The sequence below is a fragment of the Brevibacterium sp. UCMA 11754 genome (assembly GCF_021532275.1).
Classification (GTDB): Bacteria; Actinomycetota; Actinomycetes; order Actinomycetales; family Brevibacteriaceae; genus Brevibacterium.
The window spans coordinates 57,907-84,114 of record NZ_JACBOT010000023.1 but is presented as its reverse complement, the minus strand read 5'-3'; the positions used below and the strand labels follow the sequence as shown (position 1 = coordinate 84,114).

Genomic DNA, 26,208 nt, shown 5'->3' with positions numbered 1-26,208 from the left:
CCGCACAGGCCCGAGTCTCATTCTTGGGGAATTCCTGAGTGTTCCTCGCAAAATCCTTGCGTGCGCTCTAACCTGTAGGAGAACAGAAACGTGTCATCCTGACACGCTCGTCCTCACAGCACGTGCGACCGATGACGGTTGCACGCAGAGCACACCAATCTAAGGATCCCTCTATGGCTTCCGTCCTCACGCGATCAGCGATCGTCGCGCCGAAGAACTTCAACCGATGGCTGATCCCGCCGGCCGCGCTAGCCATCCATCTGTGCATCGGACAGGTCTACGCGTTCAGCGTGTTCAAGATCCCCTTCATGACGCACTTCGATGCCGGTGAAGTCTCAATCGGCTGGATCTTCTCGCTCGCGATCCTCATGCTCGGCATCTCCTCGGCCATCTTCGGCCCCTGGGTGGAGAAGAACGGCCCGCGCGCATCAATGGTCGCAGCGGGCACCTGCTGGGTGGTCGGCTTCTTCATCGCATCACTGGGAATCATGACCGGTCAGCTCTGGCTCGTCTACCTCGGGTACGGCGTCATCGGCGGCATCGGCTTGGGCATCGGCTACATCTCCCCGGTCTCGACCCTGATGAAATGGTTCCCGGACCGCCCGGGCCTGGCCACAGGCCTGGCCATCATGGGCTTCGGCGGCGGCGCACTCATCGCCAGCCCGATGTCGAACCAGCTGATGAGCCTCTACGGAGGCGGTCCAGAACCGGAGAACCTCGTTGCCGGGCTGACTCCGACCTTCGTCACCCTCGGCATCGTCTACGCCGTGGTCATCGCTGCCGGCGCTTTCGTCATCCGCGTGCCCCACCCCGAGTGGACGCCCAAGAACTTCGACCCCGCCAAAGCGACGACCAAGCCCATGCAGACCACGGGCAATGTCTCGGTGCGCAATGCGATCCGCACACCGCAGTTCTGGCTGCTGTGGGTGGTCCTCTTCCTCAACGTCACTGCCGGCATCGGCATCCTCGAAAACGCCGCTCCGATGATTCAGTCCTACTTCGGCATCACGGCCGCAGCTGCCGCGGGCTTCGTGGGGCTGTTGTCGATCGGCAATATGGGCGGCCGCTTCATCTGGTCGACGACCTCGGACTACCTGGGCCGGAAGAACAACTACATGATGTACCTCGGCGTCGGACTGCTGCTCTACCTGGTCGTGGCACTCTTCGGTGGCAGCTCCATCGTCCTGTTCATTCTCGCGACGCTGGTCATCATCTCGTTCTACGGCGGCGGATTCGCCACCATCCCGGCGTACCTGAAAGATCTCTTCGGCGTCTATCAGGTCGGGGCCATCCACGGTGCCCTGCTCACCGCATGGTCAGCGGCGGGTGTCGCGGGCCCCCTCATCGTCAACTCCGTCGTCGAGGCGGGCGAGAAGGCCGGAAAGACAGGCCCCGAGCTCTACACTCCGGGCATGTACATCATGGTCGGTGCACTCGCCATCGGCTTCATCGCCAACATCCTCGTCCGCCCCGTCAAGGAGAAATTCTTCGAACGGGAAGCCGACGTCAAGGCCGAGCAAGCCGCCGCCCTCGAAGACGACAATTGAAAGCAGGGAAGGGCATCTCATGAGCAGCTCCACTCCAACAGCACACGTCCCGCCCGAGGGCTCACCTCAGTCCCCTGTCGGAGGCACCTATAAGGCGGTCGGTTCGACCCTGACGGTCGTCGTGGTCGGCGGCCTTCTCTGGGGCCTGACCCTGACCGTGATCAAGGCCGTCGCGATCTTCACCGGCTGAGGTCAGCCGAACCTCGCCGAGGCGGCCCGTCGACTTCACCTCGGCGGGTCTCGTCGATTCATCACCAGCCGGGACCGAGACGTAGGATCGTTCCATGCCGAATGATGAGAACTCCGCACCGCAACCGAGCTCTCACGGCGAATCTCGAGTGCCGTGGGGATCGATCCTGCGCAATGTGGCATTGGCACTGGCTGTGCTCGCCGGATTGTGGCTGGTGTTCAACGTGCACCTGCCCTCTCTAGACGGAATCCAGAAGCAGATTGCCGATGCCGGTTTCTGGGGCTTCGGCATCTTCATCATTGTCTATGCGCTCGTTGCGGCAACGCCGATCCCGGTGACCATCATGGCCGTAGCCGGCGGTCTCGCCTTCGGCCTCATCTTCGGCACGATCCTGTCGATGATCGGAGTTGTAGTCGGCTGCGTCGGTGGTTACTGGGTCGCACGCGGGCTTGGTCGCGACACCGTGATGAAGCTGTTGGGCTCTCACGCAGAGGCGATCGAGTCCCGGCTGACCAACGGCGGGTTCTATGCGGTGTGCATCCTTCGCCTCATGCCAGGATTTCCATACTGGCCGGTGAACTACGGCAGCGGGGCGCTGGGGATCAGGAGCCGCACGTTCCTCATCGCCACCGTGATCTCGGCCCTGCCGGGTCAGCTGTCCCTTGTCGCGGTCGGTGCCTTCATCGGCAGTCCCGGCATCATGACGGGCGCCGCCGTCGGCATCTCGTGGGCGCTGGTCATCGTGCTGACGATCCTCACCTTCCGCCGGTGGAAGTCGGAGCAGAAGAACCCCGCCACGACAGAGAGCGAAGACGGACCCGAGAGCGAAGGTCAGAACGCTGAGGCCGAGGGGCGGCCCGAGCCGGAGAGCGAGCCTGAGGCGAAGCCAGAGAACTGATCAGACCCGGATAGCCGAGGCTTCAGATCAGGCGAGACGCAGGCCGGTGATGCACGTCGCACCGTCTTCCCCGGTCGAGAAGTCAACAGATCCGGACTTCCCCTCGTGAGTGATGTCGATGGTTCCTTCGATGTCGCTTGGGACCCAGAAGCCGGCGAAGCCGTTGTCGAACGCAGTCACCCGATCGTCGACGACAAGTTCGCCGGTGGCGCTGTCGGTGATCTTCACGTCAAGCTCCTCGTTGCCGAGCTCTCCGCGACAGGTTGTCAGACTGTAATAGAAGCAGTCGTGGGTGGTATCCACGTAGGGAGCAATCGAGACATATGCCTTCTCCTCCGGCAGATCGATAGTCACTTCCTGCGCTTCACCGGCCAGCACAAGTTCATCGGGGTAGACCGATGCCATGAGATCATTCGGGCGATCAGTCACTGCCATTCGATCGAGTCCGTGCTCGGAGAGGAACTCCTCCGTCGATACCTGATCGCTGCCTGGCCCGGAACCCGATTCCGCGGTTCCACAACCTGCCAACACCAAGGTCAGGGCCACAATCGAGATGGTTCGCCAAAGCTTCGCCGCAGGCGTCGTCCGAGTCTGAATCACGTTGACAACTATACCCCCTGTAGGTATAGCGTCGACATCGGGCGCCTTCGTGCAGCCCGCGATCGGACCGCCGTTGCCAGGGATACTCCGGGAGAGAAAATGAAGACATCCACTCCATTGACGACCATCGCTGCGGTCGCAGCCGCATCAGCGCTGCTGCTGTCGGGATGCGCCAGCTCTGAAGGTGACGAGGCTGCTCAGCACCCACAGCATGAGAAACAGTCGGAGTCGGCATCGAGTGAGGACCACGGCGAAAGCCACGAGCACGCCGCGGACGGCGGCCAGCCGCCCAAGGGCATCGAAAAGGCTTCAGACCCGAATTACGCCGTCGGTGATGAGGTCGCTCTCACCGCTGACCATATGCCCGGAATGAAAGGGGCGAAGGCGACGATCTCCGGTGCCTTCGACACCACCACGTATTCGGTCAGCTACTCACCCACCGATGGCGGCGACCCGGTCAAGGACCACAGATGGGTCGTCCACGAAGAACTGAAGAACCCCGGCAAGGCTCCTCTCAAGGACGGCGCAAAGGCGACTCTCAACGCTGACCATATGCCCGGGATGAAGGGCGCCGAAGCAACAATCGACAGTTCGACTGAGAACACCGTCTACATGGTCGATATCGACACGGATGACATGACGATGACGAACCACAAGTGGGTCACCGAGGACGAGGTCCAGCCAGTCAGGTGATCTCAGCGTCGGAGATCGAGGCCCAACGGCGGCTCAGTCGAACTGCGGCGCGCGGCGCTCCTGGAAGGCCTTGAATCCCTCGGCATAGTCCGGAGTCTGACGCGCGGTCTCCTGGAGGTTGGCCTCTTCCGCAAGCACCTGCGCCAGGGGTGGGCGGTCGTCGGCGAGTTTCTGCACGAAGCCCTTCTCCATCGCGAACGCGTCGGCTGGGCCGGTCACGATCTTGGCCAGCTTCGACTCGACGAACTCGGAGAGCTCATCGGCTGGGACCACACGGGACACGATGCCCGCAGCGGCAGCCTCGGCGCCGGTCATGAAGTCACCGGTGATGATGAGGTCCATCGTCCGGTGATAGCCCACCCGATCGAGGAACACATGGTGGGCGCCCGAGTCGAGCATCGCGCCGATCGCAGCGAACGGTGAGCCGAACTTCGCATCATCGGCGGCGATGATGATGTCAGCGGCCGCTGCAACCCCGAAGCCCAGGCCGAGAGCGGCACCCTGGACCTGCGAGATCACGGGGATCGGCAGTGCTCGGATGGCTTGGAAGACAGGAGTGAACGCCTCGGCAAGGAAGGCGTGGGCGTCATCGGTCTCGACGTCGACGGCCGAGATGTCACGGCCGGAGCTGAAGACCCTGCCCTCTCCCCTGATCAGGAGCACACGAACGCTCGGGATCGCCTCGGCGACCTTGGCCACTGCCGCCGCGAGGTCGCGGAGGTTGTCAGCGTCCAGGGCGTTGCGGGAATCGGGGCCGTCGAGGACGATCTCTGCGATGTTTCCCCGGTTGGACAGTTGGATCTCGGTCACGTGTGCTCCCTTGCAGCTGACGGTGTTGCAGATGACGGCGTAGCAAGCAGGCTTGTTGCCTGCCTGGTCACCAAGTATAGAAGCCCTGACCGGACTTTCGACCCAGTTGACCTGCTGCGACCTTGTCTTTGAGCAGCTGTGGCGGTGCAAACCTGGGCCCCAGCTCTGCTTCCAGATGCTCGGCGATGCCGAGGCGGACGTCGAGGCCGACGATGTCCGTGGTCTTCAGCGGTCCCGCCGGGTGGCGGTAGCCCAGGGTCATCGCGTTGTCGATGTCCTCGGCACTCGCGACTCCTTCCTCGACCATCCGCATCGCTTCGAGGGCCAGGGCCACGCCGAGGCGGCTGGAGGCGAATCCCGGTGAGTCCTTGACCGTGATCGCCGTCTTCCCCAGACCCGCAACCCAGGACTTCGCGACCTCAACGAGCGCTGGCTGCGTATGGGTGCCGACGACGACCTCGACGAGGTCGCTGACGGGGACAGGGTTGAAGAAGTGAAGTCCGATGAGGGCGTGTGGCCGTGGCAGTGCGGCGGCGAGCTCATCGATCGACAGGGCCGAGGTGTTCGTGGCGATGCTCGCGGCCGGCGCGTACTTCGCGATGGCCGCCAGGATCTCCTGCTTGAGTTCGACGATCTCCGGGACGGCTTCGACGACGAGAAGAGCCTGGTCAAGCAGGGTGGGATCGCGTACGACCTCGACGCTGCCCTTGACGTCGAGGCCCTTGGACTTCGACTTCTCGATCGAGGCGTCCACGCGCTCCTGGGCCGCGGCCACGGTCTCATCGGTGTTCTCGATGATGATGACGCGTGCTCCGGCGCTGGCGAAGGCGTGGGCAATACCTGCACCCATCCGACCGCCGCCGTAGACGCCGACGGCCTCTGGGACCAGGGGACCGCTGCTTGAGTCCGTTGTCGAGTTCGGGGTGTGAACTGCGTCAGGTTCGTGCGCGGCCTGCTCGCTCATTCGGTGTCGCCCTTCTGTTCGGTTCGCGGCACGGGCTGTTCGTCGATGGCTTCCGTCGCCACCGCTCCGGCCTTCTTCCGCTTCTTGGCTTCTCGTTTCGCGAGGAACGCATCCATCCGCGCGTACTTCTCCTCGGTCTCGAACAGCACTGCCTGGGCCACGTTATCGATGAGCGGGTGGGCCTCACGGGGTGCGTGGAATGCGGATTTGCTCAGTCTCACGGCCAATGGAGCAAAGCTCACGATCCTGTCGGCAAGTGCCTCACCGGCGAGTTCGAGGTCCTCGGGGTCGACGACGTCATTGAGCAGTCCGACCGACTTCGCCTCGTCGGCCTGGAGGGTACGACCGGCCAGGAGAATCTCCTTGGCTCGTGGTTCTCCCACGAGTTCGCGCAATCGCCAGGCGGCCCCGGCCGAGGCGATGATGCCGAGTCCGGGCTCGGGATTGCCGATCTTGGTCGTGGGAGTGCCAATGCGGAAGTCACACGCGAACGCGAGTTCCGCCCCGCCGCCCAAAGCGTAGCCCTCAACGAGGGCGATGACGGGCATCGGCAGTTCCTGGATGCGAGAGAATACCTTCGAGTTGATCCCGGCCAAGGCCTCCTCGCGGCCACGATTGCGCATCTGCCCGATGTCTGCTCCGGCGGCGAAGACGCCGTCGGAACCAGTGATGATTGCGACCTTCGGTTTGGCCTCGAGTTCGGCGCACACCGAGTGGAGGGCTTCGACCATGTCGAGGTCGATGGCGTTGCGCACCTTGGGCCGATTGAGCCGGATGATCGTCCGATCCTCGAGGCGCTCGATGAGCAGCGGGGAGTTCGACCCTGCGCTCTCGGCGCTGCCGCCCGCGCTCTCGGCGCTGCCGCCCGCGCTCATGCCCGCTCCAACAGCAGTGCCGAGCCCTGGCCGACGCCGACGCACATCGTCGCCAGTCCGCGCTTGGCATCGGCCTCTTCGAGGCGGTTGAGCAGAGTCAGGGTGATCCGAGCGCCCGAGCAGCCCAGTGGGTGTCCCAGCGCGATCGCTCCGCCGAAGGCGTTCACGGTCTCCGGGTCCAGCCCCAGGTCGCCGATGCAGGCCAGGGACTGTGAGGCGAAGGCCTCGTTGAGTTCCACGGCCTCGAGGTCGCCGACGCTCCAGCCGACACGGTCGAGGACCTTGCGAGTGGCCGGAACTGGCCCGATGCCCATGATCTCCGGGGAGACGCCGGCACTGGCACCCGTGACGACTCGTGCTCTGGGGCTCAGACCGTGCTTCTCCGCGTAGCGTTCACTCACGAGAATCGTGACAGCGGCACCGTCGTTGAGGGAGGAGGAGTTGCCGGCGGTGATGACGCCGCCGGGTCCGTGGATCGCGCGCAGTTTGGCGAGCTTCTCCACGGTGGTGTCTGCCCGGGGTCCCTCATCGGCGCTGATGTCGCCGATGGGCAGGATTTCGGGATCGAACTTGCCGGCCTCCTGTGCCGCGAGTGCCTTCTGGTGAGAGGCGTAGGCGAATTCGTCGAGGGCTTCGCGGCTCAGCTTCCACTGTTCGGCCACACGCTCGGCGGTCTGAGGCATCGACAGGGTCGTGTCCTCACCGAACGCGGGGTTGGTGAAGCGCCAGCCGATCGAGGTGTCCCAGGACTTGCCGGGTTTCGCCCAGGGACGTGAGGGCTTCTCCGTCACCCAGGGTGCGCGGGTCATCGATTCGACTCCGCCGGCCACAACCACATCGGCGTCACCCGCGGCGATCATCTGCCGTGCCGTCGTGATTGCAGTCAGCCCCGAGGCGCACAGGCGGTTGACGGTGAATCCGGGAATGGACTCGGGCAGACCGGCCAGCAGCACGGCCATGCGGGCGACGTTGCGGTTGTCCTCACCGGCCTGGTTGGCCGAGCCGAGGATCACCTCGTCGATGTCGGACGGGTCGATTCCCGACCGGTCCACAACGGCCTTGAGCGTGGTCGCGACCAGATCGTCGGGTCGCTGATCAGCGAGGACTCCGCCGTAGCGGCCGATGGGTGTGCGCAGTCCGTCCAGGATGAATGCCTCGGGCATGGGTCTCCTCAAGTGTGATGTGTGGTGCAGCGACGCTGGCCCTCAAGCCTAGCGACCGAAAGCGCCGGACGCTCGGAAGTCTCGGCGCTCGCGCAACTTCATTCACGAGTCGTAGTCGACCGTGACCTCGTCGCTGACGGGGAAGGTCTGGCAGGTGAGGACGAAGTTCGCCTCCACCTCGGCGTCTTCAAGGGCATAGTTGCGCACCATGTCGACCTCGCCGCCGCAGACCTTGGCCCGGCAGGTACCGCAGACTCCGCCCTTGCAGGCAAAGGGGAGATCCGAGCGCGATTCCTGTGCGGAGTCGAGGATCGTCTGGCCCTGCGACATCGCCGAGGTGGTCCGTCGTCCGTCGAGGACGATCGTGACGTCGCTGGTGGCGCCCTCGACGACCTTGTCCGCGTGGACGACCTCTGGTGGCGGTTCGTCGACGTAGAAGAGTTCGAAGTGGATCTTGTCCTTGGGCACACCGAATTCGGCGAGCACGGCCCGAGCATCGCTGAGCATGCCGAAGGGACCGCACAGCCACACGTGGTCCATATCGCCGATGGGCACCAGGTTCGTCAGCAGCGCGCGCAGCTTCTCCTCATCAAGTCTGCCGGAGAAGAGTTCGACCTCCCGGGGTTCGCGGGAGAGGATGTGGATGAGGTCGAGCTGCTGGTTGCGGGAGTCCTTGAGGTCGGCGAGCTCCTCGGCGAACATCACGGTATTCGTGGTGCGGTTGCCGTAGAGCATCGTCACCGAAGCCTCGGGGTTGGACAACACGGTCGTGGCGATCGAGAGCATCGGGGTGATGCCCGAACCTGCGGCGATGCACAGGTGCCGTCCGCCGAGGTCAGGGTCGGCCTGGAAGCTACCGCTCGGTGGCTGGACCTCGATGGTCTCACCAGGGCGGACGTCACGGACGAGCCATTTGGAGAAGAGCCCGTCGGGGATCTCACGGACACCGATGCGCGGGTCCGTTCCGGCCGGGGCGCAGATGGAGTAGGAGCGGCGGTGCTCGGCACCGTCGATCATCCGGCGCAGAGTCAGGGACTGCCCTGCGGCGAAGTCGAAGAGCTCCGCGTACTCGGCCGGGACGTCGAAGGTCACTGCCGCCGAGTCTTCGGTGAGGTGGTCGACGGACTTCACGGTCAGCGGGTAGAAGCTCGACCTGGGGGCGCCCGCACCTGAAACGGTCGGCTCAGTCGGCTCGGCGCTCTGATTGATCGTCTCGGTCATCTCAGATCTCTTTCACGTGTTCGAACGGTTCGAGGCAGTCGAGGCACTGGTACATCGCCTTGCACGCCGTGGGACCGAATTCCGAGGACAGCTTCACATTGGCCGATCCGCACAAAGTGCAGCTCAGGGCGCGCTTCGTGGGCATCAGGGTCAGAGCCACAGGTCCCGTGTGCCGAGGTGCCTGCCCGGGCGGGGAGATGCCAGCACCCTTCAGGGCCTTCCGTCCTTCTTCGGTGATCCAATCACTGGTCCAGGCCGGTGTCAGGGACACCCGCACCTCGGCGCCTTCGAAACCTGCGTCCTGGAGTTCGCGCTGCAGATCATCGCGCATCGTCGCCATCGCCGGGCATCCCGAGTAGGTGGGGGTGATGGTCGTGACGACGCGTCCGTCTTCGATCGCGACATCGCGGAGCACGCCGAGGTCGACGAGCGTGAGCATCGGCATCTCCGGGTCCGTGACGCGAGCTGCGGCGGCCCGGGCACGATCGAGCGCCTCTGCGGTGCGGTTCTCGGACGCGGGCACCTGCGTGCGGTGGTCGTCATTGTCTCCGCGGACGGTGGACGCGGGGGTCTGAAGTGTTGCGGTCACCATTGTCCTTCCGGGTATTGGCGGGCGACGACCTGCATGTCGGCGAGCATCTTCGACAGTGCTTCGGTGTGCAGTCCGTCGCGGCCCTTCTGGCCTCGCACTCCGGCCAGCGCGCCCCGAACGGGGCGCTCGATGCCGGCTGCGGCCAAGACCTGGTCGAGGATGACGCCTGCCTCATCGGCCACCTCGGCGGGATCGACCCCGATTCCGGCAGCCGCCACCGAGGCTTCGACAGGGTGGGTCTCGAAGAGTTCGTCCCACAGCGGCCAGAGTCCCTCGAGTGCGGTGAGCAGTCGAGTCTTGGATTCCTCGGTGCCGCGGGCAAGCGTGAGGACCCAGCGGCCGGCGAAGTCACGGTGGTAGGACATCTCCTTGACTCCCTTGACGGCGATGGCCGAGAGCACGGAGTCCCTGCTGGACTGGAGTCGTTCGAAGATCGCGAGGCGCCAGGTGGAGTAGATGAGGATCTTCGCGACCGCCTCGGCGAAATCGCCGTTGGGGACCTCGGCCAGGCGGACGTTGCGGAACGCCAGGTCCTCTCGGAAGAACGCGAGACGGTCCTCGTCAGGCACCGGTGAGCCCTCGGGCAGCTGCGGCACGAGGCTCGGATCTGCGGCTGCGCTCCGGGCGAGCAGGAGCCGGGACTGGCCCAGCAGGTCCAGGGCGATATTGGCCAGCGCGATGTCCTCTTCGAGGTCGGGCGCGCTGGAGCACCATTCGGAGGTCCGCTGGGAGAAGACGAGAGCATCGTCGCCGAGCATGAGGCAGTAGGCCGCGAGATCCTTCGGGTCGACGCCGGAGGGGACGGTGGTGTCGACTCCGGCCAGGGGATCTTCGAAGTCTGTGCCGAAGGCCCAGTGCGCATCATTGACGAGCAGCCCCGAATAGGCGTTTTCGTGGTCGCCGTGCTCGATGTTGGCTCCGGCTTCGTCGTGGTCGACGTGGATGGAGGGTTCGTTGGTCATCGTCAGGCCCTCCTCACATGTGGGGGACATCGTCGGGGATGTCGTAGAAGGTGGGGTGGCGGTAGACCTTGTCACCGCTGGGGGCGAACATGGGGTCCTTCTCGTCGGGGCTCGAGGCCGTGATCGACGAGGAGCGGACAACCCACAGGCTCACGCCTTCATTGCGGCGGGTGTAGACGTCGCGGGCATGGTGGATCGCCATCTGGTCATCAGCTGCATGCAGCGATCCGACGTGGACGTGGTTGAGTCCGCGCTTGCCGCGCACGAAGACCTCGTAGAGGGGCCATTCGCCGCGAGTCGCTGGTGTCTTGCCTGCCGCGGCGGATCCGGGGCTGGTCTCTGCGCTCATTTGGCGGCCTCCTGGGCGGTGGTGTTCGTGGTGTCAGCGGTGGTGTCAGTGTCAGCTGCGTCCGCGGCGGTGTTCTCGGCGAAGGCGAGCGCGGCTTCACGCACCCAGGCTCCCTCGTCCCATGCGCGCTTGCGGTGGGCCACACGCTGTTCGTTGCACGGGCCGTTGCCCTTGACGACGGCCCAGAACTCGTCCCAGTCCGGGGTCGAGAAGTCGTAGTGGCCGCGTTCCTCGTTCCACTTCAGGCCCTCATCGGGGAAGGTCACGCCCAGGGCCTCGGCCTGCGGGACGGACATGTCGACGAACTTCTGGCGCAGCTCGTCGTTGGTGTGGGTCTTGATGCCCCACTCCATCGACTGCTCGGTGTTCGGGGAGTCGTCATCGGGCGGGCCGAACATCATGAGCGAGGGCCACCAGAAGCGATTGACCGATTCCTGGACCGAGGCTCGCTGCTCTTCGGTGCCGCGCATCATGGTCATCAGCAGTTCGTAGCCCTGGCGCTGGTGGAAGGACTCTTCCTTGCAGACGCGGATCATCGCACGACCGTAGGGGCCGAAGGAGGTTCGGCACAGGGGCACCTGGTTGCAGATCGCGGCGCCGTCGACGAGCCAGCCGATCGTGCCGACGTCGGTGTAGGCCAGCGTCGGGTAGTTGAAGATCGAGGAGTATTTCTGCTTGCCGGCGATGAGCTTCTCGGTGAGCTCGTTGCGAGTCGCACCAAGGGTCTCGGCGGCGGAGTACAGGTAGAGACCGTGACCAGCCTCGTCCTGGACCTTCGCCAGCAGGATCGCCTTGCGTCGCAGCGAAGGCGCGCGGGAGATCCAGTTGCCTTCGGGCTGCATGCCGATGATCTCCGAGTGCGCGTGCTGAGCCACCTGACGCACGAGAGTCTTGCGGTACTTCTCCGGCATCCAGTCACGCGGCTCGATCCGATCCTTGGACTCGATCGTCGCCGCGAACTGCGCTTCAAGCTCCGTCGCGTCGAACTGATTCTCATTGATCTGCGTTGTCATGACCACTCCACCCTTGGATGTGCCCTTCCGGCTTCTGCGTTCGGTCCGCCCATCGTATGTCCGACGCACCGGCGAAACCATTTACTGACCATTTGTTCTGTATTGTTCACTATCAGTGTGGCACACCGCACGCCGAGGTGCAACGCACAGCACCAGGTCGTCGCCGGGCCGCGGATGACCCATCGGCACTCGGGCCGCGCGTCGAGACTCGCCTCGCCTCGCAGCGGCCTCACCGAGAACCGGACGCTGCCCCGAGACACTCCCGCGCGCCCCCGAATCTCGGTGCAACGCGCGGTCCGCGGCGAGGCCAGACTGACATGCCACCACCGGGCCGCAGGCGACGGGATACCGTGGTCCGACTTGACAGCGACGCCGATCACAACGATATTTATTGACCAGATGGTCGTTTATTCTTCGAAGGTGCCGCGACCGGGAGCTTCGGGCTGCTGACAGCCATCGTCCACATGCGCTCACCACTGCCCGGCAAGTGATCGCCACAGCAATCAGCGACTCGAAGAGGAGCCTGACATGGGAGAGCCCAGTCCCGAGGCAACGACAACCGCTCGCACGGCGGCGTCTGCGGACAGCGCGAACGGCGAACCGGGCACGGACAGCGAACCGCTGACCGGTGCTGCGGCGATGTTCGCCAACGATCGTGCCTCCCAGCATCTGGGCATCACCGTCGATGATCACGGCCCCGGCTGGGCACAGTGCTCGATGACGATCACCGACATCATGGCCAATGGGCACGAGATCACCCACGGCGGCTATATCTTCCTCTTCGCCGACACCACCTTTGCGATGGCCTGCAACTATCCCGGCTCCACCACGGTCGCCTCGGGCGGGGACATCGACTTCCTCAAACCCACCTACGTGGGCGACGAACTCATCGCCCGCGGCAAAGAGATCGTCAGACAGGGCCGCTCAGGCATCTACGACATCGAAGTCACTCGCGGAGACGAGATCGTGGCGACCTACCGCGGCCGCTCCCGCACCCTGCCCCCGCAGAAGCCCGCGTCCACCTGATCCGACGCCCCACCTCGGCGCCTCACGAATTGCAAAGCACAACAGGATTGACCAAGGAGACAACGATGACTGCCAACGATCTCGACGCCGGCCAGCGCATGAGCCTCGACGAGCTGCGGGCCGATCAGCTCGCCAACCTCAAGTCCACCGTTACGAAGGTCTATGAGAAGGTACCGTTCTACCGGCAGGCCTTCGACGAGCTCGGCGTCACACCGGCGGACATCACCAGCCTCGACGACATTGCGAAGCTGCCGTTCACGAACAAGCAGGACCTGCGCGACAACTACCCGTTCGGAATGTTCGCCGTTCCGCGCGAAGACGTCGCACGCATCCACGCGTCCTCGGGCACGACAGGGCTGCCGACCGTCGTCGGTTACACGCTGGGTGACCTCGACAAATGGGGCAGTCTCATCGCTCGTTCCATCCTCGGCGCAGGCGGCAAGCGCGGGCAGATGATGCACAACGCCTACGGCTACGGCCTGTTCACCGGTGGGCTGGGAGTCCATGGTGCGGAGCGGCACGGGTTCACCGTCATCCCGATCTCCGGTGGGCAGACTCAGCGCCAGGTGCAACTGATCCAGGACTTCAAGCCCGACATCATCACGGCGACCCCAACCTACCTGCTGACAATCCTCGACGAGTTCCACAAGCAGGGCATTGACCCCACGTCGACGAGCCTGAAGACCGCGATCTGCGGCGCCGAACCGTGGACTGACGAGATGCGCAAGGAGATCGAGAAGTCCTTCAACGTCAATGCCGTCGACATCTATGGACTGTCCGAGGTTATGGGCCCCGGCGTGGCATGCGAATCCGCAGTGACCAAGGACGGCCCGACGATCTGGGAGGACCACTTCTACCCGGAGATCGTCGATCCCTACACCGGCGAGGCCCTGCCCGACGGCGAGGAGGGCGAACTGGTCTTCACCTCGCTGACGAAGGAGGCGCTGCCGATCATCCGCTACCGCACGCATGATCTGGCGAGCCTTCTGCCGGGCACCGCGAACCCGAACTTCCGTCGCATCTCGCGCATCACCGGCCGCTCAGATGACCTCATCATCATCCGCGGCGTCAACGTCTACCCGGCCAACGTCGAATCAGTGCTCTTTGAGTTCGAACACCTCAGCCCCCACTTCCAGCTGGTGCTCACCCGTCCCGGTCGCATGGACGAGGTCACCGTCGAGGTCGAGTCCCGCGAAGGCGTCGGAGCCGTCGAACTCGACGGTCTGAACGGCCTGGTCGCCGCGCGGATCAAGGAGCGCCTCGGCGTCTCCTCGACCGTATCGGTGCTCCAACCGGGCGAACTGCCCCGTTCGGTCGGCAAGCTCAAGCGCATCATCGACCGCCGCGAAGGTCTCAGGTGATCGTCCGCGGGCGGTGGGCTGCGGTGCTGTACGCGGCAGCCGCGGTCCGGGCTGGTTAGACTGGTGCGCATGCCGAAAACGACTTCACCTGCGCCGACACCTGACCTTGAGTCAGGAGTCGATGCTGCCGTGGACGCACAGACGGAGCCCACCGGCGCCGAGGCGGGGGCTGGGTCCGAGACTGCAGCACCCAAGCGCACGCGTCGTGGGCGGCCCGGCTATGACCGGGAGACCCTGATCAACAAGGCCACCGAGGTCTTCGTCTCGCGCGGCTATGACGGCACGTCCATGGACACCGTGGCGCGCGAACTCGGGATCACCAAGTCAGCGATCTACCATCACGTGAAGTCGAAGGAAGAGCTGCTGCACCTGGCGATCAACCGCGGCATCAGCGCCCTGGACTCCGCGGTCGAGGACGAACGCCAGCGCACCGGCCTCACCGCGCTCGAGCGCCTGCGTGCCGCCGTTCACGCCAGCGTCGTCATCCTCATCGAATACCACCACTCCGTGACCCTGCTGCTGCGAGTGCGCGGAAATTCGGACGTCGAGCGCGAAGCCCTCGAGCAGCGCCGGAAGATCGACGACAAGATACGCATCCTCGTCGCCGCGGCGATCGAGGACGGCGGCCTGCGCTCGGACTTCACCCCGGGCCTGATCACCCGTCTGCTCTTCGGCATGGTCAACTCCATCACCGAGTGGTATCGCCCCAGCTACCCCGTCGACCCTGAAACCATCGCCGACGCCGTCACCTCGATGGCCTTCAACGGCCTCGAGGCCTGACAGCCCCTATCCCGCGGCCGCAGCCCCTAGCCCGCGAACTCGCGCAGCGGCATTCCGGTCACGCCCACCTCGGCGACGAACAGGGCACCCGCCAACGGATCTGCCGCGGTGTCCACGTTCTCCTGCGACGTGGTGATGAAGAGCCGATCGAGGTTGTCTCCACCGAAGGCGCAGGCAGTGACTTTGCCGGCGCCGACCTCGACGGTTCCGTCCAGGGTGCCGTCGGGTCGGTAGCGGTGAACCGCTCCCCTGTTGACCACAGCCACCCACACGCAGCCTTCGCTGTCGACGGTGAGCCCATCTGGACGTCCGCCGTCGGGGAGTTCGACGAGGGCCCGACGGTTGCGCAATCCCCCATCGGGATCGAAGTCGAAGACGGCAATCTGGCCCGTAGGTGTGTCGTTGTAGTAGGTCAGCGAACCGTCGGGACTCCATTCGAGGCCGTTGGATATGGTCACGCCCTCGAGCATGACTTCGACGCGCCCCTCGGGGCTGAGCCGATAGAGCGAGGCCGCACCTGGGCTCTGGTCGTAGGCCATCGATCCGCACCAGAAGTTTCCCTGCGGATCACAGCCGCCCTCGTTCATGCGGATGTCCGACTGGGTCCACACCTCGGGCAGGGCGGTGATGTGCCCATCCGGGTCCTCGAGGGCGAATCCGCGCTCGATTCCGATGACCGCGCCACCGCCTCGGCGAGGGCGGAGGGCTGCGACGACCTCGGTGACATGTCTGCGGTCGACCCGGTCATCACGCAGCGTCAGGATGTCACCGGCGAGCATGTCGACCCAGCGCAGACCGCCCCATGACGGTGACCATGCCGGGCCTTCGCCGTGATAGGCGAGGGGATCGGTGATCTGCTCGGCTCTCATGAGCGCTCCTCCTTCTCTGCGGCTGACGGCAGTCCCTCGTCGGGTCCGAGGCTGCCTGCCCGATAGTCCTCCATCGGCACAGATCCCGCCTCCCACGCTTTGAGAACCGGGGTGAGGATCTGCCAGGCCAGGGTCGACTCTTCCGGTCCGGCGGACAGATCCGACTCTCCTTCGAGAACGTTCTTGAGCACGTGTCCGTATGGGGAGAATGCAGGCCTCGGCTGGTCACCGATCAGACTCATCGTCGCCTGCCGGTCCCGGGAGCTGCTCGTATTGAGAGCGAGCTCGACATCGAAGGGTCCGTCGAGACCGACCCACAAGCGCGCACCCTGCTGTGCGGCACCGACGGGGCGGAAGAGGATCTCGATGCCCTTGCGTGCGCGGGCGATCGCCTTTCCCGTACGCAGACGGAACCGAGTGCCCTCCCAGCGGGGCGAATCGATGTACAGGACCACCTCGGCGAAGGTCTCGGTATCGCGTTTCCCATCGACACCGTCCTCGTCGATGTAGTCGGACACCGTCTTCCCTGCGGCCTCCGGATCGTTCGCGAGTGTCCCGGCGGTGTAGCGGGCTCGGCGGGTCGAGGTCAGGACATCGTCGTCGGACAGCGGCCGAACGGCGGACAGGAGCTCGGTCTTGCGAGCTCGCAGAGCGGCGGCGCTCGGCCACCCCGATTCGATTCCTTCGGGCCGCTCCATGGCACTCATCGTGAGCACCTGCATCAGGTGATTCTGCAGGACGTCCTTGAGCGCCCCCGTGCTGTCGTAGAAGCGAGCGCGACCCTCAAGCGCGATCGATTCCTCCCACAGCACCCGGAACTCGTCGATATGCTCACCGTTCCACACGGCCTCGGGCAGCGGATTGGAGAACCGCAGCGGCAGCATTGCCTGCAGCGGAGCCATCCCGAGCGCGTGGTCGACGTTGAAGATGATCTCCGCGGCATCGTCACCGAAGAGCTCGCCGAGGAGGTCGTCCAGTTCTCCGGCACCGTTGAGGTCCGCTCCGAAGGGCTTCTCCATCGCTATCCGACTGCCTGCCGGAAGGTCCGCTGCGGCCAGGGCTCGCAGCGCATCGGGCATGAGCCCGGTGGGCAGTGCGAGGTAGACGGTCACCGGGGATTTCTCTCCGCCGCCTGCCGTCGAATTGCCGGTTGCTGCGATGAGGTCGGCCATATCGGCAGGGTCGGTGACGTCGGCGCTCCTGTACCCCGTGCGGTCGAGGATCCTGCTGCGAGCAGTCTCCGGGTGTTCGGCACCGTGCTCGTTCAGCTTCTCCTCGGCATGGTCGCGGTAGTCTTCGTCGCTCATGTCCCGAGTGGCCGAAGCCATGAGTGAGAAGTCCTGTGGCAGCGCATCGACGGCGGCGAGCTCCGCCAGAGCCGGCAGCAGGAACCGTCCCGCCAGGTCACCGGTGGCTCCGAAGATGATGAGGTTGGCGTTCACTGTGCTCTCCTGTCGACGGGCTTCAGGTCTTCGGCATGGCCAAGCCCATCACCGAGGGACATGGTCCACGCTACCGCGTCGGTGCAGACGTCACTCCTCAGCCGAGCGCCGCCAAGCCGGCGACCAGGATCCACCCCAGCGTCGCGTCCATCTCATCGAGCAACTTCTCGCGCGGCGGCTGATAGTCGCTGATGACCCAGTCGACGACGATCTGCAGACCGGCCCCGACGAGCGCGTTGCCCATGACACGCTGCTGGCCCGCGGTGAGTCGAGGACCGACGATCGACTCCGACAGGCGGCTCGACAGCTCGTCGCCGATCGCTCGACCGTGCCGGCGGTACAGTTCGTCGACGCGCGGACTGACCCCGAGGACTTCGAACAGATGGACTCTGGCCATCACCGGGTTGGACTGCGCCCAGGTCAGGAAGCCTGATATGAATCCGCGCAGCACCGCGGCAGCATCATCACCGCCACCGGCGAGGACCGAGGCGCGCAGATCGGCGACCACCCTCCCGTAGACCTCGCAGAGGAGGTCCTCCAAGGTGGCGAACGATTCGTAGAAGTAGCGCTTGTTGAGTCCCGCAGAATCGCAGATCGCCCCGACCGTCGTGGCTCGATAGCCCACGGTGCCGAAGAGTGAGATTCCGGCAGCGATGACCTGCTCGCGGCGGGCGCTCTGGCGCTCTTCGCGGCTGGCACCGGCATACGGACGTCCCTGATCAGTCACAGTGTGATCTTGACAACATCGGACCGCAAATGCAAACTGGTACGAACTCGTACCAGAAAGGTCGCTGATGAAATCCAGCTCTTCAGGCCACGCCGCGCTCAATGTCGCACGACGCACCCAAGACCTCGCCGAGGCAGTCGCCGGGGACGAACCCGTCGATCTCGCCGTCATCGGCGGCGGGTTCACCGGTGTCGGCGTCGCCCTCGACGCGGCGGCCCGTGGACTCAGCGTCGTCCTCATCGAACGCAGGGACCTCGCCTCGGGCACCAGCAGTTGGAGCTCGAAGCTCGCCCACGGGGGTCTGCGCTACTTGGCCAAACTCGACTTCCCGATCGCGTGGGAGTCAGCAGTCGAACGCGACCACCTGATGAGTCGGATTGCGCCCCACCTCATCCGCCCGATGCAGATGGTCTTTCCGCTGCACAGCGGCGTCAGCCGCTTCGACGCGGCCCTGACCGGCACCGGCTTCCTCGCTGGAGACGTCCTGCGGATGTTCGCGAAGACACCCAAATCGCTGCTTCCGCACCCCAGCCGGATATCCACCGCCGACGTCAATCAGCTGGCGCCCGCCACCGCCAAGTCCGGATTGCGCGGCGGACTGCTCAGCTGGGACGGACAGCTCGTCGACGATGCCCGTCTGGTCGTCGCCATCGCCCGCACCGCAGCGTCCCACGGGGCGCGCATCCTCACCTACGCCTCCGCCACCAGTATCGAACCGGGACAGGTTCAGTTCACCGATGAGCTCACCGGCGACCGCCATACGATCCGGGCCAAGCAGGTCGTCAATGCCGCCGGCGTCTGGGCCGACACCCTGTCAGACGATGTCGAGCTCGCCCCGAGCAAGGGTTCGCACCTGTTGGTCAGGGCCGAGAGCATCGGCCGCCCGTCCGCAGCTGTCACAGCGCCCGTGCCCGGCCACTTCGGTCGGTTCGTCTTCGCAGTGCCGTGGCCCGACGGACTCGTCATGATCGGCCTCACCGATGACCCGCACTCCGGACCGATCCCGAATCGGGCCCGACCGGACGAGGACGAGCGCACATTTCTGCTGAAGATCATCAACGCCGTGCTGGAGAAGCCCCTCACGCCGGAGGACGTAGTGGGCAGCTACGCCGGCTTCCGGCCGCTGCTCAAGAGCAAGGGCGACGCCAGCGCAGACCTCTCACGCAAGCACGCATTGCTGCGCGACCCACACAACGACGTCCTCACGATCGTCGGCGGCAAGCTCACGGGATACCGTCGGATGGCCGAAGACGCCGTCGACGAGGTGGTCAAGGCGGGCGAGCTGACGGCAGGGCCGTGCCTCACCACTTCGCTCAGCCTCGTCGGTGCCGGAACCCCGGAACCCGGACTCTCGGAGCACCTGGTCCAGCGCTACGGCACCGACGCGGCCACGGTCGCAGCATATGGTGCCGACGATCCCGAGCTGAATGAATCGGTGAGGGCGGGAATTCCCTTGAGCGGTGCGGAGATACGCTTCGCCGTCGAGCACGAACTCGCCGTGACCGTTGACGACGTGGTCGACCGCCGCACCCGCTGGGGCCTCGTCGACGCCGACCGTGAGGACCTGGCCGTTGCCGTGCGCAAGCATGCTCCGGAACTGATCGAGAACCCATACACACAGGAAGAAGGCTGACCCACATGGACAACACACAACCGCGCATGCGCTGGTGGGGTTGGGGCGAGGACGGCAACGACGGTCCGGTCAAACCCGGTGCCAAGAAGATGCTGACGAAGACGTGCGGCTGGCCCAGGGGCGTCAACCGTCCGCCGGTCGACCTCGAGGCCGTGTCCTTGCCCGAGGTCGTCCTTCCGGAGAGCTCGCGTGCCCGCTTCGAGCAGCTGCTGGGTGCCGAATTCGTCCGCGGCGACCACGCCACACGTGTCTCTCACGCCGCCGGGCGCAGTGTGCCCGACCTGATCCGACTGCGCAGCGGAGAGGTGCCCTTCGCTCCCGACGTCGTCCTCTACCCGAGTTCGGACGCCGAGGTCGATGAGCTGCTGGCCATCTGCCAGCAAGATCGCATCGCGGTCGTTCCCTTCGGCGGAGGAACCAGCGTCGTCGCCGGCCTCGATGCCTTCCGCCGCGACTTCAGCAGCTGTGTGTGCATCAGCCTGGCCCGTCTCGATGAGATCCTCGACCTCGACGAGGAGTCACTCACGGTGACCGCTCAGGCCGGTGTCTTCGGACCGGACCTGGAGAAGAAGCTGCAGGCTGTAGGCTTCACCCTCGGACACTACCCGCAGTCGTTCGAGTTCAGCACCGTCGGCGGCTGGGTGGCCACACGGTCGGCCGGACAGCAGTCGACCGGATACGGACGGGTCGACGAGAACGTCTTCGGTCTGCGCTGCTCCACTCCGAGCGGTCCGGTCGAGCTGCGAACGTCTCCAGCCTCGGCGGCCGGGCCCAACCCGCGCCAGATGTTCGTCGGCTCCGAGGGCACGCTGGGCATCATCACGCAGGCCACGCTGCGCATCAAACGCCTGCCCGAGGAGGCACTGCCCGACGCCTGGTTCTTCCCCGACTTCCACTCGGGCGCGGTCGCCCTGCGCGAGCTTGAGCAGAACGGTCTGCGGCCAGACATCGCACGACTCTCCGACGTCAATGAGACCGCCTTCGGTCTGGCGCAGCTCGGCAGCGACACTCAGCGCAGGGGCCTCCTGACCTATCTGCGGGCACGGAAAGTCACGACCCCGTGCCTGCTGGTTCTGCGCTACGACGGGCACAAGGCCGACGTCAGGGCGCGGCGGGCCGCCGGACGCACGATCGCCAGGAAGCACAAGGGCGTGAGCATCGGCGGTTCCCCGGAGACCATGTGGGAGAAGCACCGCTTCTCGACACCGTATCTGCGTGACCAGCTGCTGACTGGGGGCGTCGTGGTCGAGACTATGGAGACCTCCGCACCCTGGAGCACCATCGAGGAGCTGCACGACACGATCAAGTCCGATATCGAGGAGGCGATGGCCGATCGCGGGACCCCTGCATTCGTGCTCTGCCACGTATCGCATCTCTACACCGCTGGCTGCTCGCTCTACTACACGGTCTTCGCCCAGCAGCAGGAGGGACGGGAGATGGAGCAGTGGAAGGCGCTGAAGACCGCGGCCAGCAACGCCATAGTCGCAGGCGGCGGAACGATCACTCACCACCATTCGGCCGGCGCGGACCATGCCCCCTGGCTCCCGAAGGAGCACGGTGAACTGTGGATGCGCATGCTGCGTGCGGCAAAGGGCGAGGTCGACCCGGTCGGAATCATGAACCCCGGGAAGCTCATGAATGGGCCGAGGACACTGTGAGCAGCGCGTCACTGACACCCGTCCCGGTCATCCTCAACCCGGCGGCACGCAACGGCGCCGTCGCGAAGCGGATCGGCCCGCTGCAGAGCGCCTTCGCGGCCAACGGTCTGGAGGCCGTGCTGATCGAGAGCACCAGCGAGCAGAATGCGACCGACCTCGCCGCCGAGTTCGCAGCCCGAAACGAGCCCGTCGTCGTCTCCCTCGGCGGCGACGGGATGGTCCGCTCGGTCGCGGCCGGCCTGGTGGGGTCGACAACCTCCTTGGGCATCATCGCCGGCGGTCGCGGCAACGACTTCATCGGCAAGGTCGGCATCCCCAAGGACATCGCTGAGGCCGCTGCGATCATCGCCGGCGGTCACGACCGCTCGATCGACGTCCTCGACCTCGATGGCCAGATCTGCGTCGGCAATGTCAGTCTCGGCCTGGACACCGCTGTCCACAACTACGCCAACAAGGTCCGGCGCATCAAGGGCCACTGGGTGTATCTCTACGGGGTGGCACGGGCGATCATGCAACCCAGGCGGATCGAGCTGGAGCTCACCGTCGATGGTGAACGCCTCGAATTCCGTGGTCTGTCAGCCGGCTTCGCCAATTCCGGTCGTTACGGAGGCGGCCTGAAACTCTCACCCGAGGCCGAACTCGACGACGGTCTCATCGATGTGGTCCTGCTCAAGGACACGTTTCTGCCGAAGCTGGGCGCGGAGCTGGTGCCATTCACCCTGGGACGCCACAGCAGCCACCCGAACATTCACTTCAGTCATGCCCGCGAGATCCACATCGCCACACCCGAGGGCGCAGAGCCGGTCGAGATCCACGCCGATGGTGATGCGATAGCGCACACCCCGGCGCGGGTCACGATTCGGCCTGAGTCGCTGAAGGTCCGAGTCTTGGCAGAACACGCGAAATAGTCGATCACCGCTGCCGACGACGCGGGGGTTCCGGCTGTGGCGGTGCGAAACCAGCACAAACGGTTGTCACTACCGTCTCGATACTCCGCAAAGTTTCGACACGAAGGTACCAACCGTTGGCGTCCGACTGTGGAACTCGGGTCCGAACGCGCAACTTGGGCGGACTCTACTCCTTCGCGACGAGCGTGAGCACGTCGTAGTTCGCGACGGGCTCGTCGTTCTGGTTGACGATCGCGGCGTCCCAGCGGACCTCGCCGTACTCGTCGGTCTCGCGCGGAGTGATGCGCTTGGCTGTCAGCGTGACCTTGAGCGAATCTCCTGGTGAGACCGGTGTGATGAAGGTCAGTCCCTCGAGGCCGTAGTTCGCGAGGACTGGGCCGGGGTCCGGCTGGACGAAGAGGCCTGCGGCGAAGGACACGATGAGGTAGCCGTGCGCCACTCGTCCCGGGAAGAACGGGTTTGCGGCCGCAGCCTCCTCATCGGTGTGGGCGTAGAAGGTGTCACCGGTGAACTCTGCGAAGTGTGCGATGTCTTCGAGAGTGACTTCACGCCACTCGGATTCGAGGGCGTCACCCACGCGCAGATCGGACAGGGTTTTCGTGAACGGGTGCACTCCGGTACGGCGCTGCGCTCCGGCGACCCATTCGCCGCCGATGGCGGTGAGCATGTCCGGGGAGGCCTGGATCGCGGTGCGCTGCATGAAGTGCTCGACACCGCGCAGTCCGCCCATCTCCTCGCCGCCGCCGGCGCGTCCGGGACCGCCGTGGATGAGGGTGGGCAGCGGCGAGCCGTGCCCGGTCGATTCTTCGGCATCATCGCGGTCGAGGACGAGGATGCGTCCGTGCCAGGGCGCGACCTGGCGGACGAATTCGGTGGCGAACTCAGCATCGTGGGTGACGACTGAGCCGACCAGGGAACCGCGCCCGCGAGCGGCCAAACGCACAGCCTCCTCGGTGGAGGAATAGGTGATGAGCGAGGTCACCGGACCGAAGGCCTCGATATCGTGGACGGCGTCGACCCAGGGGTCGTCGGCCTGGAGCACGGTGGCCGCGACGTAGGCCCCGCCGAGGTTCTTCGCCAGTTCATCAGAGTCCTCGCGACCACCGGTGAGGACATGCGCCCCCGCCGAGGTGATCTCATCGATGGCATCGAGAACGTCGGTCCGCTGCTTGTCAGACACGACCGGCCCCAACCGGGTGGACTTCTCACGTGGGTCGCCGACGCCCTGAGTCTCCAGCTTTGCGATGAGCGCCTCGGCGACGGCCTCTTTGTGCTGTTCGGGGATGAAGGCGCGGCGGATCGCCGTGCACTTCTGGCCGGCCTTGATCGTCATCTCGGCGACGACGCCGGAGACGAAGAGGTCGAATTCCTCGGTACCCGGTCCGGCATCGGGGCCGAGCAGGGAGAAGTTCAGGGAATCCGCCTCGGCGAAGAAGCGCGTGCCGCGATCGCGCACGCAGTCCAGGCCGCCGAGGTGCTTCGCCGTAGTCGCGGACCCGGTGAAGGCGATCGCATCCTGTTCGGCCAGATGGTCGAAGAGCGGGGTGACGTCACCGGCGATGAGCTGGATGGAACCGGCCGGCAGCAGACCGGATTCGATCATGTCGGCCACCACTGCACGGGTCAGGTGGGCGGTGTCGGTGGCGGGTTTGACGATGACGGGGACACCGGCTGTGAACATGGGGCCGAACTTCTCGAGCATGCCCCAGACGGGGAAGTTGAAGGCGTTGATCTGGACTGCCAAGCCCTGCCGGGAGGTCAGGATATGGCGGCCGACGAAGGTGCCGTTCTTCGACAGGCGCTCGATTCCTCCGTCGAGGTGGACGGTGGAGTTGGGCATCTGGCGACGGGCGACGCCGGAGTAGGTGAAGAGAGTGCCGATGCCGCCTTCGATGTCGACGAATCCGTCGCGCTTGGTGGTTCCTGTGGAGAAGGAGATCTCGTGGTAGTTCTTCGCGCGTTCCATGAGGTAGGCGCCGAGCTTCTTGAGGATGACGCCACGCTGGTGGAAGGTCAGCTTCTGCAGTTCGGCGACCCCTGTGCTCCGTGCGTACTCGTCGACGGCGGCGAAGTCGACGCCCGCAGAGGAGACATGGTGGGTCAGCTGCCCGTTGGTCGCGTCGTGGACGGCTCGGGTGCCGTCAGTGCTCCCACTGGGGGTGTGCCAGTCGCCTGCCACATACGAACTGAGAATTTCGGTCATGTCTGCTCTCCCTGTTCAACGATTGCACGGCGGCCGACGTCGGCACCGCTGCCGATTCCTGACTGTAATACTAACCAATCGGTCGGTTATTGTCATTGCGTGGCCGTCTTCGCCTGACCCGCCCAGTCACCTCCACCCGCCCCTGCCGCCGCTCACACAGGCAGGGTGCGAGATGGGCAAGTGACACCGATCACCACCTGCACTATGATCGAGAACAATTACTGACCATTCAGTCACTCGCGCGGAAGCGTCGGCGATCACTCAGAGTCGAGGACCGCCGCTTCGCAGCGCACAACCCGGCACATCACCCAGGGAAAGTTCTCTCATGTCCACATCTTCACCCGCGGCCGCAGCTCCCGCCTCGATCACTCGCGAGGAACGCAAGGTTCTGGCCGGAACGCTCGTCGGCACCACCATCGAGTGGTATGACTTCTTCATCTACGCACAGGCCGCGGGGCTCATCCTCTCGGTCCAGTACTTCGGGCCCCTGGCGTCGGACAACCCGGCGCTCGGGCAGATCATGGCCTGGGCCTCTCTCGGGATCTCCTTCCTGTTCAGGCCACTGGGCGCGATCATCGCCGGCCACCTCGGCGACCGCATCGGACGCAAGAAGATGCTCGTCCTCACGCTCATCCTCATGGGTGCCGCGACCTCGCTCATCGGGCTGCTGCCGAACTATGCGGCCATCGGAATCGGAGCACCCATCCTGCTGACGCTGCTGCGGATCCTGCAGGGCTTCTCTGCCGGCGGCGAATGGGGCGGTGCCGCACTGCTCTCGGTCGAGCACGCGCCGGTGAATAAGCGCGGGCTCTTCGGTGCCTACCCGCAGATCGGTGTGCCCGTGGGCATGATCCTCGCCACCGGCGTTATCTGGATCCTCACCACCGTGCTCACCCCCGAACAGTTCGCGAGCTTCGGCTGGAGAATCCCGTTCCTGTTCTCCGTCGTCCTCGTCCTTGTCGGCTACTACATTCGCCGCCAAGTCGAGGAGTCCCCCGTCTTCACGGAACTCGCCGAACGCCGGGCCGAGTCCTCGGCTCCGCTGTCGACACTGTTTCGGAAGAACACGAAGGAAGTCGTCCTCTCCGCCCTCATCTTCATCGGCAACAACGCCGTGGGCTACATGATCATCGCGTTCTTCGCCGCCTACGCCTCCCGGCCACTGGACCAAGGCGGCAGCGTCGGCCTCGACCGAGCTCCCGTCCTCTTGGCCACCACCTTGGCCAGCTTCGGCTGGCTGGTCTTCACCATGTGGGGCGGGGCGCTGTCGGACAAGCTGGGTCGCGTGCGCACCTTCCAGATCGGCTACATCCTCCTCATTCTGTGGCTGGTACCGACGTTCATCATGATCGATCAGGCCAACATTTGGATGTACGGCATCGGCATCTTCATCCTTACCGTCGGCATGGGCCTGTCCTATGGTCCGATGTCGGCGATGTATGCGGAGATGTTCCCACCGCAGGTCCGCTACTCCGGCGTGTCCATCGGCTACGCCCTGGGCGCGATCCTCGGCGGCGCCTTTGCCCCGACGATCGCCGAGACCCTGCTGGCACGCACGGACTCATCACTGTCGATCGCGGCCTACATGATCATCGTCTGCATCATCTCGCTGGTCGCCGTCAGCCTGGTCAAGGAGCCCAAGGGCGCGCCTCTGGGCGTCGTCAAGCTCACGAACTGAACGCGCATGCCCGTAGGGTGGAGTCGGAACCGATCACTTTTGGTGC

The 26,208-nt window shown here is 65.2% G+C and carries 25 protein-coding genes; 11 read left to right on the top strand and 14 right to left on the bottom strand.

Translation table 11 applies throughout. From position 1 onward, the window contains the following. Nucleotides 1–173: 173 nt before the first annotated feature. The 3 genes from HX613_RS11510 to HX613_RS11500 all read left to right on the top strand — a co-directional run bounded on the left by HX613_RS11510 (nt 174) and on the right by HX613_RS11500 (nt 2,635). On the top strand, nt 174–1,547 hold the full coding sequence (locus HX613_RS11510) for an L-lactate MFS transporter (protein WP_235345451.1): 1,374 nt from the start codon (nt 174–176) through the stop codon (nt 1,545–1,547). A 19-nt stretch (nt 1,548–1,566) separates the two neighbouring features. Beyond that, on the top strand, nt 1,567–1,737 hold the full coding sequence (locus tag HX613_RS11505) for a hypothetical protein (RefSeq protein WP_235345450.1): 171 nt from the start codon (nt 1,567–1,569) through the stop codon (nt 1,735–1,737). Nucleotides 1,738–1,831: 94 nt separating this feature from the next. Next, a complete protein-coding gene (locus tag HX613_RS11500) occupies nt 1,832–2,635 on the top strand; it encodes a TVP38/TMEM64 family protein (RefSeq protein ID WP_235345449.1) in 804 nt (267 codons plus the stop codon). A gap of 27 nt (nt 2,636–2,662) precedes the next feature. On the opposite strand, the gene HX613_RS11495 is transcribed toward HX613_RS11500, so the two are convergent. After that, nucleotides 2,663–3,235 (bottom strand): CueP family metal-binding protein, encoded by a 573-nt coding sequence (locus tag HX613_RS11495; RefSeq protein WP_235345448.1) that lies wholly within the window; start codon nt 3,233–3,235, stop codon nt 2,663–2,665. Between the two features lie 99 nt (nt 3,236–3,334). Here HX613_RS11495 and HX613_RS11490 point away from each other — a divergent pair, with 99 nt between their 5' ends. Beyond that, nucleotides 3,335–3,928 carry a YdhK family protein gene (locus HX613_RS11490; protein WP_235345447.1) on the top strand — a complete coding sequence of 198 codons (594 nt, stop codon included), beginning with the start codon at nt 3,335–3,337 and terminating at the stop codon, nt 3,926–3,928. Between the two features lie 33 nt (nt 3,929–3,961). Here HX613_RS11490 and HX613_RS11485 read toward each other — a convergent pair whose 3' ends face one another. From HX613_RS11485 to paaA, 9 genes are all read right to left on the bottom strand, one after another. Next, nucleotides 3,962–4,738, bottom strand: coding sequence for an enoyl-CoA hydratase/isomerase family protein (locus HX613_RS11485; protein WP_235345446.1), 777 nt, complete (start codon nt 4,736–4,738; stop codon nt 3,962–3,964). A 67-nt stretch (nt 4,739–4,805) separates the two neighbouring features. After that, complete coding sequence (locus tag HX613_RS11480) at nt 4,806–5,702, bottom strand: 3-hydroxyacyl-CoA dehydrogenase family protein (protein WP_235345445.1); 897 nt, start codon at nt 5,700–5,702, stop codon at nt 4,806–4,808. After that, nucleotides 5,699–6,577: an enoyl-CoA hydratase/isomerase family protein gene (locus tag HX613_RS11475; RefSeq protein WP_235345444.1), complete on the bottom strand. Its 879-nt coding sequence runs from the start codon at nt 6,575–6,577 to the stop codon at nt 5,699–5,701. Before HX613_RS11475 ends, HX613_RS11480 begins: the two co-directional genes overlap by 4 nt. Further along, nucleotides 6,574–7,740 carry a thiolase family protein gene (locus HX613_RS11470; RefSeq protein WP_235345443.1) on the bottom strand — a complete coding sequence of 389 codons (1,167 nt, stop codon included), beginning with the start codon at nt 7,738–7,740 and terminating at the stop codon, nt 6,574–6,576. The genes HX613_RS11475 and HX613_RS11470 overlap by 4 nt, the downstream gene beginning before the upstream one ends. 102 nt (nt 7,741–7,842) lie before the next feature. Then, the gene (gene paaE, locus HX613_RS11465) at nt 7,843–8,961 is read right to left on the bottom strand and encodes a 1,2-phenylacetyl-CoA epoxidase subunit PaaE (RefSeq protein ID WP_235345442.1); all 1,119 of its coding nucleotides are present in this window, start codon (nt 8,959–8,961) and stop codon (nt 7,843–7,845) included. A gap of 1 nt (nt 8,962) precedes the next feature. Next, nucleotides 8,963–9,553 (bottom strand): 1,2-phenylacetyl-CoA epoxidase subunit PaaD, encoded by a 591-nt coding sequence (gene paaD, locus HX613_RS11460; RefSeq protein ID WP_268826801.1) that lies wholly within the window; start codon nt 9,551–9,553, stop codon nt 8,963–8,965. After that, a complete protein-coding gene (gene paaC, locus HX613_RS11455; RefSeq protein ID WP_235345441.1) occupies nt 9,547–10,515 on the bottom strand; it encodes a 1,2-phenylacetyl-CoA epoxidase subunit PaaC in 969 nt (322 codons plus the stop codon). The genes paaD and paaC overlap by 7 nt, the downstream gene beginning before the upstream one ends. A gap of 13 nt (nt 10,516–10,528) precedes the next feature. Beyond that, nucleotides 10,529–10,864 (bottom strand): 1,2-phenylacetyl-CoA epoxidase subunit PaaB, encoded by a 336-nt coding sequence (paaB, locus tag HX613_RS11450; RefSeq protein ID WP_235345440.1) that lies wholly within the window; start codon nt 10,862–10,864, stop codon nt 10,529–10,531. After that, nucleotides 10,861–11,877 (bottom strand): 1,2-phenylacetyl-CoA epoxidase subunit PaaA, encoded by a 1,017-nt coding sequence (gene paaA, locus HX613_RS11445; RefSeq protein WP_235345439.1) that lies wholly within the window; start codon nt 11,875–11,877, stop codon nt 10,861–10,863. The genes paaB and paaA overlap by 4 nt, the downstream gene beginning before the upstream one ends. A 528-nt stretch (nt 11,878–12,405) precedes the next feature. Between paaA and paaI the strand changes: the two genes are divergently transcribed. The 3 genes from paaI (at nt 12,406) to HX613_RS11430 (ending at nt 15,044) form a co-directional block, all read left to right on the top strand. Next, nucleotides 12,406–12,903, top strand: a complete 498-nt coding sequence (paaI, locus tag HX613_RS11440) for a hydroxyphenylacetyl-CoA thioesterase PaaI (protein WP_235345438.1) — start codon at nt 12,406–12,408, stop codon at nt 12,901–12,903. A gap of 65 nt (nt 12,904–12,968) precedes the next feature. Continuing rightward, a complete protein-coding gene (gene paaK / locus HX613_RS11435) occupies nt 12,969–14,264 on the top strand; it encodes a phenylacetate--CoA ligase PaaK (protein ID WP_235345437.1) in 1,296 nt (431 codons plus the stop codon). A 69-nt stretch (nt 14,265–14,333) separates the two neighbouring features. Continuing rightward, the gene (locus HX613_RS11430) at nt 14,334–15,044 is read left to right on the top strand and encodes a TetR/AcrR family transcriptional regulator (RefSeq protein ID WP_235345436.1); all 711 of its coding nucleotides are present in this window, start codon (nt 14,334–14,336) and stop codon (nt 15,042–15,044) included. A 26-nt stretch (nt 15,045–15,070) separates the two neighbouring features. On the opposite strand, the gene HX613_RS11425 is transcribed toward HX613_RS11430, so the two are convergent. The 3 genes from HX613_RS11425 to HX613_RS11415 all read right to left on the bottom strand — a co-directional run bounded on the left by HX613_RS11425 (nt 15,071) and on the right by HX613_RS11415 (nt 18,082). After that, on the bottom strand, nt 15,071–15,913 hold the full coding sequence (locus HX613_RS11425) for an SMP-30/gluconolactonase/LRE family protein (RefSeq protein WP_235345435.1): 843 nt from the start codon (nt 15,911–15,913) through the stop codon (nt 15,071–15,073). Then, complete coding sequence (locus HX613_RS22675) at nt 15,910–17,355, bottom strand: glucose-6-phosphate dehydrogenase (protein ID WP_235345434.1); 1,446 nt, start codon at nt 17,353–17,355, stop codon at nt 15,910–15,912. The genes HX613_RS11425 and HX613_RS22675 overlap by 4 nt, the downstream gene beginning before the upstream one ends. Nucleotides 17,356–17,452: 97 nt before the next feature. Continuing rightward, a complete protein-coding gene (locus HX613_RS11415) occupies nt 17,453–18,082 on the bottom strand; it encodes a TetR/AcrR family transcriptional regulator (protein ID WP_235345433.1) in 630 nt (209 codons plus the stop codon). A gap of 67 nt (nt 18,083–18,149) precedes the next feature. On the opposite strand from HX613_RS11415, the gene HX613_RS11410 reads away from it, so the two are divergent. The 3 genes from HX613_RS11410 to HX613_RS11400 are packed head-to-tail and all read left to right on the top strand — an operon-like array spanning nt 18,150 to nt 22,281. Beyond that, nucleotides 18,150–19,715 carry a glycerol-3-phosphate dehydrogenase/oxidase gene (locus HX613_RS11410; RefSeq protein WP_235345432.1) on the top strand — a complete coding sequence of 522 codons (1,566 nt, stop codon included), beginning with the start codon at nt 18,150–18,152 and terminating at the stop codon, nt 19,713–19,715. A 5-nt stretch (nt 19,716–19,720) separates the two neighbouring features. Continuing rightward, nucleotides 19,721–21,373: an FAD-binding oxidoreductase gene (locus HX613_RS11405; RefSeq protein WP_235345431.1), complete on the top strand. Its 1,653-nt coding sequence runs from the start codon at nt 19,721–19,723 to the stop codon at nt 21,371–21,373. Next, a complete protein-coding gene (locus HX613_RS11400; RefSeq protein WP_235345430.1) occupies nt 21,370–22,281 on the top strand; it encodes a diacylglycerol/lipid kinase family protein in 912 nt (303 codons plus the stop codon). Before HX613_RS11405 ends, HX613_RS11400 begins: the two co-directional genes overlap by 4 nt. Nucleotides 22,282–22,447: 166 nt before the next feature. Here HX613_RS11400 and paaZ read toward each other — a convergent pair whose 3' ends face one another. After that, nucleotides 22,448–24,484 carry a phenylacetic acid degradation bifunctional protein PaaZ gene (gene paaZ, locus HX613_RS11395; RefSeq protein WP_235345429.1) on the bottom strand — a complete coding sequence of 679 codons (2,037 nt, stop codon included), beginning with the start codon at nt 24,482–24,484 and terminating at the stop codon, nt 22,448–22,450. Nucleotides 24,485–24,809: 325 nt separating this feature from the next. Between paaZ and HX613_RS11390 the strand changes: the two genes are divergently transcribed. Continuing rightward, on the top strand, nt 24,810–26,162 hold the full coding sequence (locus HX613_RS11390) for an MFS transporter (RefSeq protein WP_235345428.1): 1,353 nt from the start codon (nt 24,810–24,812) through the stop codon (nt 26,160–26,162). The last annotated feature ends 46 nt before the right edge of the window (nt 26,163–26,208 follow it).